Source organism: Thermolongibacillus altinsuensis (genome assembly GCF_004341205.1).
GTDB lineage: Bacteria > Bacillota > Bacilli > Bacillales > Anoxybacillaceae > Thermolongibacillus > Thermolongibacillus altinsuensis.
In genome coordinates this window covers 1-14,165 of the sequence record NZ_SLUL01000029.1, presented here as the reverse complement: position 1 = coordinate 14,165, position 14,165 = coordinate 1, and the positions used below count along the sequence as shown (strand labels likewise).

Genomic DNA, 14,165 nt, shown 5'->3' with positions numbered 1-14,165 from the left:
GTGGCAGAGGATCTCAAACTGATTTATCGTGCACCGAATAAGGAGTTGGCGTTACAGATGTTTCAACAGTTTGAGTCGAAATGGTCAAGCAAGTATCCGAGAGAAGTTCAATCTTGGGCCAATGAGTTGGATGTCCTCCTTACATTTATGGATTATCTAAGCAGTATTCGAAGTGTGATTTATACGACGAATGCCATTGAACGAACGATCAAGGAGATTCGGAAACGTCCCAAGCCCATGAACAGTTTGAGTAGCTTAGAAGCCGCTGAAAAAATCGTGTATTTGACTATTCAAGATTTTAACGAGAAATGGGCAGGACGAAAGTTACGAGGATTTGCCGAAGCTCATGAAGCCCTCCAGCGAATGTTTGAAGAACGTTATTGTTAACCAAATATTGTAAATAAACAAAATAAGGGGATTCTCCCTTTCCACACAGGAGACTGAATATTCAGTCTCCTGTGTGGAGGAAACAGCCCCCCTCTATTCCAAATCCATTTCAGAGATACCCTATCTATCTCGTGCAAAATATTAAGTTTTTAATGTAATTTTTGTAACAACATCTGCTTTGTTTAATTTATTTAAGTGTTTTTAAATTTGAAGAAAACATACCTATTATCCCTAGCATCACTGTAAAAATGCCTAAGATTACGAAAAGTAGTCCGATTTCTCTCATCTCTCCCCTACCAATTATTAAATAAACTATTTCAACTAATTGACTATTTTCTTTAAATAAAGGAACTAACATATGGTCTATTGTAGTTCCTGCAATCAGATATGCTAAGGGTAGAGAAGAAATTGACAGCATTCTAGCTATAGATATTATACGTCCAAATATTTCATAAGGTGTTAATGACTGTATTATAGATGTGCCACAGCCTCTAATTATTGGTATGAGAAAAAAAGCTATAAATCCAGAAACACTGATTAGCCAAATAGATTCCCTTAATCCTCCCATAATAATAGACACTCCAAGAAGAATCGTAGGTATTAATACGCCTCTAATTCTCTTTTTAGGTCCTCCCCACTTAGAAATGGCTATACTACCAAAAACCATACCTATTCCACTACTCGTTAAAACAACTGTTAAGCTGTTTTTATTAGCAAAACTAAGAACTAGCGGTGTTATCAAGGCATTGACCATACCTAATAAAAAGAAATTAAAAGTAAAATACATTACTAATAAGCTAATCGGTCTATTATTTTTTATAAATAAAAAACCTTCTTTTATTTCAGACCAAGTATTTTTACCTTCTGAAATGATAGGTTTTGAATGCAATACTACATTTTTTAATAAAATTAAAGAAACTATATACAATATTACAGTGATAGAAATAATTAAATTTATGGAAACCAATCCTAACACTAATGTTGAAAATATTGGTGATAGTAAGTAAGAAATGGATTGCGCCGCCTGAACAAAACCATTAGCTTTTGTTATTTCATTTGTTGTTTTATCATTAAATAAAAGATAAACTATCTTCTGAAAAGCACTCCATTGGAGAGTATTAAAAGCTGAATTAAATGCAACAAACATGTATATAATTAGCAGGGACTCGTTCTTTAAGATGAAGACCATAAATAATATTATTGTGTTTATAAGTAACCCTATAATAGATAAAAGGTTTGCGGTTTTTACATTTATTTTATCAACTAATGCACCTGTATATGGAGATAAGAAAATACTAGGTAAATAAGTAAATAAGAAAACAAGAGTATAGCTCATTGTAGAATGATACTCTTCTATAGTCCAAATACCCAACGAATAATTAATATTCAATGTGGAAAAGATGGAAAATAAGTTCGCAATCCATATAGTTCTAAATAATCCTTTTATATTTATCTCTTTTACCTTATCTTTTTGTTCCATAATTTAATAAAATCAACTCTCTTTGTTTATTTTTTTTAAAATTCTTTATCTCCTACATTTTCGACTAATACTACTCCCTTATCACCATCAACAGTTACACGTTGTCCGTCCTTAAGAAAATTCATTATTCCTGCAACGTTTACTACAGCAGGAATACCGTATTCTCGTGCTACAATGGCACCATGTGATAGATATCCTCCTGTTTCCATAATAATTCCTGATACTTTTAAAAATAGAGGTGTCCAAGATGGATCTGTAGAGTTTGTTACAAGTATATCTCCTTTTTTTAGATGTATTGCTTCACTAGGATGCTTAACAATTCTACAGATACCTTCTACTTTACCGGATGCTACTCCAAGCCCCTTTAGTGAATATTTATTGTTATCATTAGAAATACTTTGAGTTATAAATTTAGGAATATCATTGATTATTATGTTTGGATAAGGTTTGTTTTCATATTCCTCGATAAGTTTTATTCTATGATTAATAAGTGTTTCAAGGCCACTTCCTCCCCATTCTTGATTGAGAAGACCTATAATTTCAAACCATCCTAAGTAAAAAATTTCATTGCGATTCTTTAAAAAATTCATTTCAACTAATCTATCAGCTATTTCAAGTAATAGTTTTCTCGTACATTCAAGTAAATGAGCTAAAACAGACTTAGCCATTTCTCTTTTTTCAAAACCGGACACTGTTTTACATAATAGCAAATTAATAATAAGTTTGTTGAGTCCTCTAACTTCATCCAACAACAAATCACTGTTTTCGGAATTCAGTAGAGTATATTCTTTCAAATTATTTTGTACATATTCTTGTATGATTTGAAGTAAATAATTTGGATCTTCTCTCCAACGAGGGTTACTTATATCCAATTCATATATTCCTCGATGTCCATATTTACGTAAGTATTCTTTAAATTTCTTTTTGAATATTGATTTTTCAGAAAGAAAACAGTCCCATGATTCAAAACTTTCTAAACGGAATAAATTTAAGGCTTCTGGATCTTGTTTTGCAATATCAGCAAGTAACTGAAGTTCATAACCTTGTTGCGCACTCGTAATATTCCCCTGATTTTTTAATAACTTATTAAGAAGAGTAATGCCATCATCACCGAATTTCTTTCTTAGTTGTGTTTCTAAGGTAGTGAAATAGAACCCAGATAAAGTATTTAAAACCTGTGCTTGAGGGGTGTATTCTAGAAGTTCTTTATAATAGGCATAGAAAATATTCAATAATTCTTTATTATCTAAGGATTTCAAATTTAGGTTTCTTAATTTATCTGCTGACTTAATCTTTTCTTTAAATAATCTTTCAGCATATTTAGATAATCTAACCATTTTTACTAACGTAATTACTTTACGTAAGGTTCTTATAACTTTTTTCTTTATATTTCTCTCCTCTTTAACTGGATATTTAATTTCTGGTTGATGTCCTCCTAATGCTCTATTAAATATTCGAGGAGGAATACCAAAAGCATCATACATTTCCCACTGTAATGCAGATAAATTCATATAAGCTCTGCCATTATAGATTTTTGTATGTTCCAAACCTTTAAGAATTGGATAATTTGCTAACTTAAACGGAGTGAGTACCATTTGTTCCAACGGATCCCTTATGATACTCCAAGAGAGAAAGGATTGTACATTAGGCATTACATCTTTAAAATTGGCATTAGACCAAATGATTTTTTCATCAATTAATTCAGGATAAGTTTTCTCACTAATAATCGTAACAGGTCTAGTTTGAACTATGTAGAAAATTTTACCATCAAAGACCCACTCAATATCTTGATGTTGAATCATATCCCCAATTGTTTCGAAAACTCTTAATATTATTTTACTTAATTCTAAGATTTCTTTTGAAGTTAAAACTTGCTGTTTTGTAGATATTGTTTGTTCTTTTAATCTAAGTTCTCTACTATTAGAATCTAGAATTAGTGTTTTTTCTTTTCTACCTAAACGGACATTTATTAACTCTGTTTGCAGACCTGAATATCTTACAATATATTCATCAGGATCCACTTCTCCACTTACCAAGGTTTCTCCGAGACCAAAATTTGCGTGAATAAGTAACTGATCTTTTTCTCCAGTTATTGGGTTGCATGTAAAAGCAATTCCCGAACATTTAGGTTCAATAAGACGCATTATAACAACTGCAGGCATTAATTCACTGTCATTAATTCCGAATTTTCTTCGATAACCTACAGCCCGTATAGACCAAATGGAGGCAAAGCATCTCTTTACTGCCTCTAATACATCGTTTAATCCCTTAACATTTAGTACAGTTTCATGGATACCAGCAAAAGAATATTTAGTGGAATCTTCGGCCGTAGCGGAAGATCTGACTGCTAAAGGATAATTTTCTAAATTTGTTTGTCCTAAAAACGATTTGATTTCATTGGTTATATCTTCAGGAAACTCTCCCAACATAATACTACTTTGTATACTTTCAAGAATTTCAAAGGTTTCATTACTAGTTAAGTTATCAATATTAATATTATTTGCCCTATTTAACACATGTGACAGATTGTTAAATTTAATAAAAGATTCGTAAGCCTCTGTAGTAAGTATTCCACCCTCTGGAACAGGAAAACTGTAATGATGTAACTTTGCTAAATTATAACCTTTACCACCTATAAGGTTTACGTTTAAACCAAAAGCCTCATTCCATGACTTAATATAAGTCATCTATATCTCCCCACCTAACATTAAAATAAATATGGAATTATTCTTTTCACTTGTTTTGAGTAACTAATATAATCATCTCCAAACTTATCAATAAGCATTTTTTCTTCATTTTGTATTCGCTTAATTCCTAGTGGCGATAGCAAAACAACTAGAAAGAAACCGATCCAAGAGTTAAAAATCAATGAAGTACTGATAAGAACTAAAGTTGTACCTAAATATGCAGGATGTCTAACGTATCTATATAGTCCTGTTGTTATTAGTTGATGGTTTTGATCTATTTTCAAAGAGTGTGAAAAATAACCTTGTAAATCTTTTTTTGCTTTCACTCTTAAATATCCACCACAGACGAATAAAATCAGGCCTATAATATATGTAAAAGTTTGTATATTTTTATTAAGCATAAAGAATAAATTATAATAAGAGTTTAAAGTAATTAATAAAAGAAATATCGAGATTAATAGACCGCTTAAAATTCCATTATCTTTAGATTTTATTTTATAGGACTCAAAATTAGTGATACTTTCTACAAAGAGCCCTAATAATACGATCAAACACCCTTGAAAAAATATAGAATAATTTTCTTTATTTGATGGAAACAAAGTAATACATAAAACAAGCCCTAGTAAATAGGGCAATATTAAGACTATTAAAATGTCTATACGTAATTTTCTCTTCATAATTATCGCCTCTTGATTTTAAATTTTCTATTAAAGCCATCCATTTTCTTTGTACCAATAATAGGTTTTTTTAACTCCTTCTGTTAAACTGGTGTTACACGACAACCCATATATCTTTGATAATTTTGTTGTATCCACACACCAATTATAGTTCAACAGATCGTTGACTCTAGATAATGGTAACAGTTCTTGTTTATCAAGAACTTTAAATGCATAAGACATAGCTAGTAGTAAGTAGTAAGTAATTTTAAGCGGTAAATAAATCCTTTTAACTTTTCTTTCACTGATTTGATTGGTTAAATCAAAAAACTCATTCCAATTATGGATGTCTGTATGTGAGATATTAACAATGTCTGACGTATGAGACAGTGATGGAATTTTTAGTAAGCAATCGGCTAAATCTTCAACATATACCATGCTAAAGTAATTAAGTTTTGTACCTAACAGTTTCAGTTGATATCCTTTCTTCATCAATTTAAAAAGTGGTAATAAATTACGATCACCTGGACCGTATACAGCTGGAGGTCTTATGATAACCCTAGTTATCTTTTTGCTATTTATTCTTAGAATTTCTTCCTCTGCTTTTGCTTTACTGATACCATAATTATCTGTGGGGTTATGTTTTTGGTTCTCATTAATTTTACCTTTAGAAGAAGGACCTACTGCTTTAATGGAACTTACATATATAAATTTAAATTTGCGGTCATGCTTAATAGCAGCTTCTAATAAAGTTTTAGTTGAAACTTCATTAAAAACTGGATTTTGTTTTAACCTAGATAATCCCAAACCAGCTATATGGTATACGATATCTATATCTTTTAGTGCATCGAAACAATCATGAAAGTTTAATAAATCACCCTCAAATATTTCAAATCTACCGTTCAAATGTGTAATAGTATTTTTATTTCGAACGAAACATCTTACATAGTTATTACTATTTAGTAACTTTTCTAATAAGTGCCTACCAATAAAACCTGTAGCCCCAGTAATTAAAATTCTAGAATTCATAAATGTTTCTTACCTCTTTGAGTAGTTTAACTGCACGTCTACATTCTTCAATAGTATGTGAACTAGTTACACCAATTCGAAGTCTTCCTTGATTAACTGGAACAGCAGGTGGAATCATGGTCGCTACGAACAAACCATTTTCCATAAGCCAATTAGCTACTTTAACTGTTTTATCTTCATCACCAATTATAACCGGTACTATAGGGCTACAAGTATCCAGGATATTAAAGCCTTCTTCTCTAAGTGTATTAATAAGATATTCGGTATTATTCCAAAGTCTTTCCCTGAGTTTTTTTCCATGTTGTTCAATAAATTCCAAAGAAGCAAGAGATGCTGCCGCTACTGCCGGCACAGAACCACGAGAACTTGTGTAAGATGGTGCATAGTGTCTAATCTCTTCTGCGATTTCTTCTTTTGTTATTGCAAAGCCGCCTACACTTCCTATCGCTTTACTCATGGTGCCTACAATAACATCTATTTGGTCTAAAACATCAAAGTGTTCAGCAACTCCTAAACCATTTGGTCCAACAACACCAAATGAATGTGCTTCGTCTACTACAATCATCGTATTGTAAATTTTTGATAATTCACAAATTTTATCTAATGGAGCATAATCACCGTCTGCACTGAATAGTCCATCAACTACTATAATTCTTTTACGTTTATCCATGGACTGTTTTAAAATTGACTCTAGTTTTCGAAGATCGTTATGTGGAAAAGAACGTAATTGTGCACCAGATAAATGACTACCCATGAAGATAGAAATATGATTTAATCGATCGTTAATAATAACATCTTCAGAAGTTGCTATAACTGATAACACACCTAAATTGGCTGCCATTCCTGACGGAAAGAGTATGGAAGAAGACTTATTAAACATCGAGGCTAACTTTTTTTCTAAAGCATTATGAATCTTTGTATATCCACAAAAAATTTGAGCTCCCAAAGTGTTTGTACCAAATTCTCTAATTGCTTCAATAGAGCGTTCTTTAACATATTCGTTTTGTGATAAACCTAAATAATCACAAGAACCAAACATTAACATTTTTCCCTTATCTGTAATAGTGATATAATTATTACTAGTTTGTTCTATTGTTGGAAGAAACGGATATACCCCTTCATCTTTCCAATTCGTAAATTTTGATACATCGTATTTAGGTCTTACAGTGGTTTTCATCATCATTGCTCTCCTATTTTAATTTACTATCTATACAAACTTGGAATAAGATTTACACTAGCAAAATCTTTCATTGTTTCTGAACTTCCGGCGTATACACTCATAATCCTCACATCTCTAAGAGCCTTATCTATCCAACTGTTTTCATATAACCCATAACTTCCATGAAGTTGATGACATCTTTGAATAATTTGTTGTGCAATTTCACAAAGATGAAATTTAATAATAGTGGCTCGCGCTCTATCTATTTTTCCTTTTATGATAGAATCAGCAACTGCATTCACAATTGACTTACATGCTTCAATTTTAGACAGATATTCTGCTAATTCATAACGTATAGACTGATAATTAATAATTTCCTTACCTTTATAGAAGCGTTTACTTAAAAAGTTAATCGTCTGCTTTATCGCTTCTTTGGCCAAACATATAGCTCCATAACCAATAATAAATCTTTCTTCATAAAGTACATCAATTACCATCATATACCCGTTATTCAATTTGCCTATAACATTTTCGATTGGAACTTCGTAATTATCAAAATGGATGTGACCAATCGGCGATGATTTTTGACCAATTTTAAATAATTGGTTAACCGAATACCCTTTTTTTCTTGTGTCTACTGCCAATAACGACATACTGAGCGGACTTTGAGAATTTTTTGTTTTGACAAGTACAACTAATTTATCAGCAATAGGTGCGTTTGTAATAAACATTTTTTCTCCATTTAATATCCACTTATCTGCGTGTCTCTCCGCTTGACATTTAACACTCTTCAATAAATCTGATCCTCCTGAAGGCTCAGTTACTGCGAGAGCACCTATAGCTTCTCCTTTTATAATTGGGGTAAGAAACTGTTCTTTAATATGATCATTTCCAAAACGTGCAAGCAAAGGAACAACTGTATTCAGTTGTATTAGTATACTTGAAGCTATACCTACTGCATTAATCTTCATCAATTCTTCCACTAGGATTAATGTATAAGAAATATCTAATCCTCGTCCTCCATTTTCTCTAGAAATAGTAAGACCAAGTAGATTTTCTTTACCTAATATTTGAAACAATTCACGAGGAACAGATTGATTCAGTTCCCATCTATCTACATTAGGTTTAATATATTTATCTATAATACTTTTTATTTCTTCTCTAAAAATAGTATGAGTTACAGAGTAGGTCATATGTTTCACCTTGTTTTAGATTTTTCGATTTGATATGATTTCTTTCATCATTTCAAGAGTACCAGCGAAGGATGTTGATCCTAATGCATCTCGATAAATTCTACTTATCTTGTACTCATGTAGAAATCCTCGTCCTCCATATAACTGTAAGCATCCATTAATCACCTTTAAAGCAGCCTGAGTACAAACTAGCTTTGCCATTGCTGCTTTTGTCGAGGAATCTCTGGATTTTTGGGCACGCCATTGTTTAATTACATCTTCTAAAAACAAATTCGCTATTTCGTATTCAGCAGAAAGTTCAGCTAGTTTATGCCTTACTGATTGCAAGTCAGCTAACTTACTTTCAAACATAGGACGGTTATTAACATAGCTATATGTTTCTCTAATCACCTCTTCAGTCATTGACATAAGAGCATAAGTTCCAACTAATCTTTCCTCAGTTAACGCATTTTCTAGATAAATTAGCCCTTTATGTAAACGACCGATAACATACTCCTTGGGAAGTAAAACATTGTTAAAGTGTATAATTCCAAGGGCAGCTGTATGTAAGCCTGATGTCTGAATTCTTTCAATAAAAATACCATTTGAATCTATCAAATCTAAGGGCACTAAAACCAATGTATGAGATAAGATATTACCATTACCAGATTTCGCAAGGACAATTACAAAATCTGCACCAGGTATGTTTAAAATGAAGTGTTTTTTTCCAGATAGTTCAACGTGATTTTCATAGATCTTAATCCTTGTTTCACAATTATTGATGAAATTCGAACCACCATGTGGTTCAGTAATTGCAACTGCACCTATTAATTTCCCCTGTAAATACGGTGATAAATATTTTTGTTTTAATTCTTCATTTGCGTAGTTTCTAAGAAGGTATAAGGGAATATTCAAGGTATTAAGAATAGTCGAAGAAATTCCCAAAGATAACTTTCCTATTTTTTTTGCCAAATATAATTTGTTATCAAAACCATCTGGTTCCCTACATATATTCTCAATGATACCCTTTGATCCCAGATTATTTATAAGATGGAAGGGAACAATTCTTTCTTGTTCCCAGAATTCTAGGTGAGGTACAATATCTTTTTCTACTATCTCGTCAATTTGTACTTTTATAGACTCTAATGTCCTGGTACTCATACTATACGTTCCTTCCTGTTTAAACAGTATTTTTTTGTAAAATCACATATTTTTTTAATCTAATATTTGATTTACCTGCAATTTTTTCAATTTCTTTTCGCCATTTTTTGTTACTCTCTAAAACCCATGCCACATGTATATAATCAATTTGGTATTTTATAGCTAAATTGTTTAGTACTTCAGATAAGAGTAATCCTTCGACACCACAATTACGATATTGAGGTATAACTCCTATAAAGAAAGCACGAAATACATTTAGATCGCTATTGTTATTTAAGTCTGGCATAATCATTTGAAATCCCACTAATTGCCCCTCAATTTCTGCAATTAAGCAATAGTCAGGCTGATAGTAAGGAACAATTTGAAGAAATGCTTCATAAAACTCTTTTGCGTTTAATGGTATAAACCCCCAGTTTTCTTTCCATGCTTCATTGTAAACTTCTATAATTTTTTTCATATCTTCCTTTAGGTTTGGTAAATCAAGTGGCCTGATATTTAAATTTGGAATTTTCTTTTTAACAAATTTGCTAACTGTTTTTAATTTTTCATAAGGAGGTTGAAGTTTGATGATATATTCAAACATATTCATACTTTCAGAAAAACCAATATTCTTAAGTAAATCCACATAATATTTTTTTGTATAGGGCATACCGAAAAGAGGGCGTCCTTCTCCTTCAACTAATAAACCTCTAGTATCTGAGATTTTAGGGGTCATAGGCCCCATAATGGTAACTACTCCTCTTTTCTCAAACCAATTTGTAATGTATTTAAACAGTTCTCTTACTACCTCAAGATCATTAATTGATTCAAAGTGTGAGAAAAATCCAGTAGGAGTCTCAAATAACCCTGAACTTTCCGAATCAAAAGACGTTAAAGCTCTTGCTACTGGCTTTTCATTTCTATACACAATAAAAATACTTCTTTCTCCACGCTTTAGATATGAATCAGTTGGTCCTAACTGCTGAAGAATTTCTTCTTTACGCAAAGGAATCCAGTTAGGATCGTCACTATATAATGAGTTAGCGATTTCGATAAAATCAAGAATGTAATCCTCCACACGTCCATACCTTACTTCTAATGTATGAGATACCATTATTTATTGAGTCCTCCAAAAATTGCTTGAATAAAGTCTTTAACCTTAACATCTCCATTTTGTACATTTAAAGCTTCTTCTACTTCAATCTCCGTATCAAATTCGCTTTCTAAATTAACAAGTAATTCCGCAAATGTTAGAGAATCAATGTCTAAATCTTTTAGTGTTGAATCTAAATTAACCGTTTCAATATTTAATTCTTCTTTGATAACTTCAATTACTTTTTTTTCTACTTCCTCAAAAGAAATTTTTTGAACTTTAGCAGTTTCCATGTGTATCATCCTTTCTTTTAAATATCGAACTATGTAATATTTCGTATATATTTGTAATAAAATTACATTATAGTAATAATATAATAATTATTGATAATTTAGTCAATAATTTAATATTGTTACAATTGATAATTTAGTCAATAATTTAATATTGTTACAAAATTTAAATTATTAATATCAAGCTCGTTAGACATGAGTCTAGGAAATATCTCAAAGATTTTTTATACTGTTCTTAGTAAAAAGGAGGCTATTTAGTTTAGAATCAAAATTATTTCTATCTAAAAGTCATTCAATCAACATTGGAAAAAAGAAAACATCCTAGCATCGTAACATCAAAACCTTAAATTTTTGAATGAAAGAATATCGAATAAGAAAATTAGCTTCTTCATCAAAGGGGGATGCTTTACTAGTAAAAAATCTGTTTTTCTGTCTATATAAGTTCAGATTGAAAAAATTGACATAACAAGACACTTCAGATTACTAAAAGCATGATCAAAACGCTTTATATATCATAAAATCAATTTATGAAAATAGCGGAAAAGAAAAAAACTGTTAACTGACAAAGATTTAGAAAATACGATTTTATGTGGTTCAACAAAAAAACACTCGCTACTGAATGAAAGAATGGAAATAGTCGATAAGCAGATTGTAGATTCATTGGAGGCACTCTATTACAATGGTGCTGAACATCTTAGATATTCTATTAAACAAAGCTAACCATCTGATTTATTGGGAAAGTACCTAATTTTCATTGCCCCAACAAGGCTAAAAGATTTCCGATGAACAATATATGTTGTTTTTTGCAAAAGTGGTTCTTACAATAATTTGGGAAGATATCTTACCATTAACTACACTGAAATAATAAAAATAAAGGGATTCGTAACTATGTTTAACCTTGCTTAGTTTCCTTCGGATTCTTCTATAGGTTTACAAGAAAAGTGCAAATGTTTATGCAGTAATATACACTGGGGTATTACATAAAGGGGTATTCATAGTAAACTTTTTGGTTTTTGCCAAAATGGTTGTTGTAGGCGCGTGGCTATCGTTATGCTCAGCGTTTGCGTAGCGATTTAAGGCGGTTAAACGCTCTTTTCTTTTCCCATATAAATGGTTTTCTAGAACACTCAAATGAATGATATATGATCAAGCTAGGCTCTCTCTTTTAGAAAAACGTGTTCTCTACAGGCTGTAATTTGTGATTTCAATAAAACAACAATAAAAATTTCTATCAGAATCATATCAAATCGCTCCCAAAAAGACCGTAAGAACCATTTTTTCTTGTAGAAAACACAAATAAAAGAGCTACTACATGAATAGCGTCTATGCATACGAATATCATAGAATGAGGAAACACCTGTATCCGATTACCAATAATAAAAAAGCTTGTCGACTTTGTCGACAAGCTGAAGATTCACAGATTAGTAAATTTGTTCTATTTAATAAATGTCTTCTCAAGGTTCTTCATTTTATTTTCCAGCAGCTTTAGTGAATAGCTTAATAACTCATCTTTATCCATCTCTTCTTTTTGTTTATCAAAATATAAGGGTTCACCTAAGATGACAGTAGCCTTTTTACCTATTAGTATTTCCTTCAAATTAGTAGGACCATGATAACTAGCTGGCAAAATAGGAACATTAGCTTTAATAGCAATTGTTACTGCACCTCTTTTTAAAGGCACTTCCTCATTAGTTCTAGTACCACTTGGAAAAATTCCTACAATTTTATTTTCTTTTAATAATTTCATAGGAATTTTTAAGGTACTCGGTCCAGGATTTTGGCGATTTACAGGAAAAGCATTTAAATATTTTAAAAATGTCCCTATTAATCTAGAATTAAATAGCTCTTTTTTTGCCATATAATGTACTTGTGTCGGATAAAGAGACATAGCAAGCATAATGACATCTACCCACCCACGATGAGAACATGTTACTACATAATTTTTATTTTTGGGGATATTTTCCTTACCTCTAACTTCTAATAGTCTAAATAATTTAATTATAAAATAAAGAATTTTAGCTACAATATGATACATCATTTTTCTCACCTCTATTTAATAGTATTAATTATTAGGTTATTCTAACAAAAATATTTTTTGTAAATTAAAACATATTTTCCCATCATGACTCAACAAAAATCTAGGGTATTGTGTAAATCCCCTGCCTTTCATTTATAAAATGGCTCTAGATGACTTGACATGAAGACTCTGCGGACGTGTTCTTTAGCAAAAGGACGACCTCAACTCCTTATTTCGTTAGGTACCAAGCCTAACATGTTCATCATTCCATGTAAAGATGGGTTAATTTTAGATTGAACAAAGTTACCAACAGCTACAAAAGGTTCGTCTAAAGTTTTGCAATCCACTAAAGTATTAACTTTATTATTTTCTGTATTCTCTTTTAAAGTTTTAGGGATAGATATAGCATATTCTTTTTCTACTTTATCAATTTTATTTTCAATAATATTTCTTTGGCTTTGCCATATTTATTTAAATAACACTACTATTTGATATTCATATACCTTTAATCCCCTTCTATTTGCTTCTTTTTCAATATAATAAATCATGTTGTTGCCCATACGCGATATTCTTCCAATTTACATTAACTTTCTATGTGGAGTTAAATATTTTTTAATAAAAATATTGGCATTATTATACCGTCTTACTCAAATATCTTTATATATTTATCAACATTATACCAAATTGATTAATAATGCTTTAAAACATTTAAAATCATCGGCTAATTCATCATCAATCGAAATACGGTATCCTTTTACATACGTTTTTTCTATGTTAGTTTCAATGTAATATTTTCTATTTAATTTAACTAAACAATCTTGCGTTAAGCCTAATACATCGAAAATCCGCAATTCTGTTTTAAAAGCTACCCATATTATAGGCTGAACCTCTTTGTGAAGATGATTGATATGAGTGAATAGTTGCTCTAACACATAATCGGGAATATAGTCAATTGGTCAATTGTAACCGTCAAGTAAAATTGAACACTTTTTGCTCATTAATTTTGAACAGTTTCATCGCTGAAAATGGAAATTCTATGCTTCATGCGATAGCTG

The 14,165-nt window shown here is 31.1% G+C and carries 11 protein-coding genes and 1 pseudogene; 1 reads left to right on the top strand and 11 read right to left on the bottom strand.

Annotation, left to right across the window (positions count from 1 at the left end):
• Positions 1–387: transposase (locus EDD69_RS14995; protein WP_132949701.1), on the top strand; the 387-nt coding region annotated here is incomplete at its 5' end.
• 187 nt (positions 388–574) lie between these two features.
• Here the strand turns inward: EDD69_RS14995 and EDD69_RS14990 are convergent.
• From EDD69_RS14990 to EDD69_RS15620, 11 genes and pseudogenes are all read right to left on the bottom strand, one after another.
• Positions 575–1,867, bottom strand: a complete 1,293-nt coding sequence (locus tag EDD69_RS14990) for an MFS transporter (protein WP_132949700.1) — start codon at positions 1,865–1,867, stop codon at positions 575–577.
• Positions 1,868–1,902: 35 nt separating this feature from the next.
• Positions 1,903–4,554 carry a PEP/pyruvate-binding domain-containing protein gene (locus EDD69_RS14985; RefSeq protein ID WP_132949699.1) on the bottom strand — a complete coding sequence of 884 codons (2,652 nt, stop codon included), beginning with the start codon at positions 4,552–4,554 and terminating at the stop codon, positions 1,903–1,905.
• Positions 4,555–4,574: 20 nt separating this feature from the next.
• The gene (locus tag EDD69_RS14980; protein WP_132949698.1) at positions 4,575–5,231 is read right to left on the bottom strand and encodes a methyltransferase family protein; all 657 of its coding nucleotides are present in this window, start codon (positions 5,229–5,231) and stop codon (positions 4,575–4,577) included.
• A 30-nt stretch (positions 5,232–5,261) separates the two neighbouring features.
• Positions 5,262–6,239 (bottom strand): NAD-dependent epimerase/dehydratase family protein, encoded by a 978-nt coding sequence (locus EDD69_RS14975; RefSeq protein WP_132949697.1) that lies wholly within the window; start codon positions 6,237–6,239, stop codon positions 5,262–5,264.
• A complete protein-coding gene (locus EDD69_RS14970; RefSeq protein ID WP_243643135.1) occupies positions 6,229–7,419 on the bottom strand; it encodes an aminotransferase class I/II-fold pyridoxal phosphate-dependent enzyme in 1,191 nt (396 codons plus the stop codon). The genes EDD69_RS14975 and EDD69_RS14970 overlap by 11 nt, the downstream gene beginning before the upstream one ends.
• A gap of 23 nt (positions 7,420–7,442) precedes the next feature.
• Complete coding sequence (locus EDD69_RS14965; protein WP_132949696.1) at positions 7,443–8,591, bottom strand: acyl-CoA dehydrogenase family protein; 1,149 nt, start codon at positions 8,589–8,591, stop codon at positions 7,443–7,445.
• A 15-nt stretch (positions 8,592–8,606) separates the two neighbouring features.
• On the bottom strand, positions 8,607–9,731 hold the full coding sequence (locus EDD69_RS14960; RefSeq protein ID WP_132949695.1) for an acyl-CoA dehydrogenase family protein: 1,125 nt from the start codon (positions 9,729–9,731) through the stop codon (positions 8,607–8,609).
• 19 nt (positions 9,732–9,750) lie between these two features.
• Positions 9,751–10,824, bottom strand: a complete 1,074-nt coding sequence (locus EDD69_RS14955; protein WP_132949694.1) for a GNAT family N-acetyltransferase — start codon at positions 10,822–10,824, stop codon at positions 9,751–9,753.
• The gene (locus tag EDD69_RS14950) at positions 10,824–11,096 is read right to left on the bottom strand and encodes an acyl carrier protein (RefSeq protein WP_165871815.1); all 273 of its coding nucleotides are present in this window, start codon (positions 11,094–11,096) and stop codon (positions 10,824–10,826) included. The genes EDD69_RS14955 and EDD69_RS14950 overlap by 1 nt, the downstream gene beginning before the upstream one ends.
• A gap of 1,432 nt (positions 11,097–12,528) precedes the next feature.
• Positions 12,529–13,128 (bottom strand): lysophospholipid acyltransferase family protein, encoded by a 600-nt coding sequence (locus tag EDD69_RS14945; protein WP_041637613.1) that lies wholly within the window; start codon positions 13,126–13,128, stop codon positions 12,529–12,531.
• Between the two features lie 698 nt (positions 13,129–13,826).
• Positions 13,827–14,063 (bottom strand): annotated as a pseudogene (locus EDD69_RS15620) (tyrosine-type recombinase/integrase); the annotation flags it as partial.
• Between the last annotated feature and the right edge of the window lie 102 nt (positions 14,064–14,165).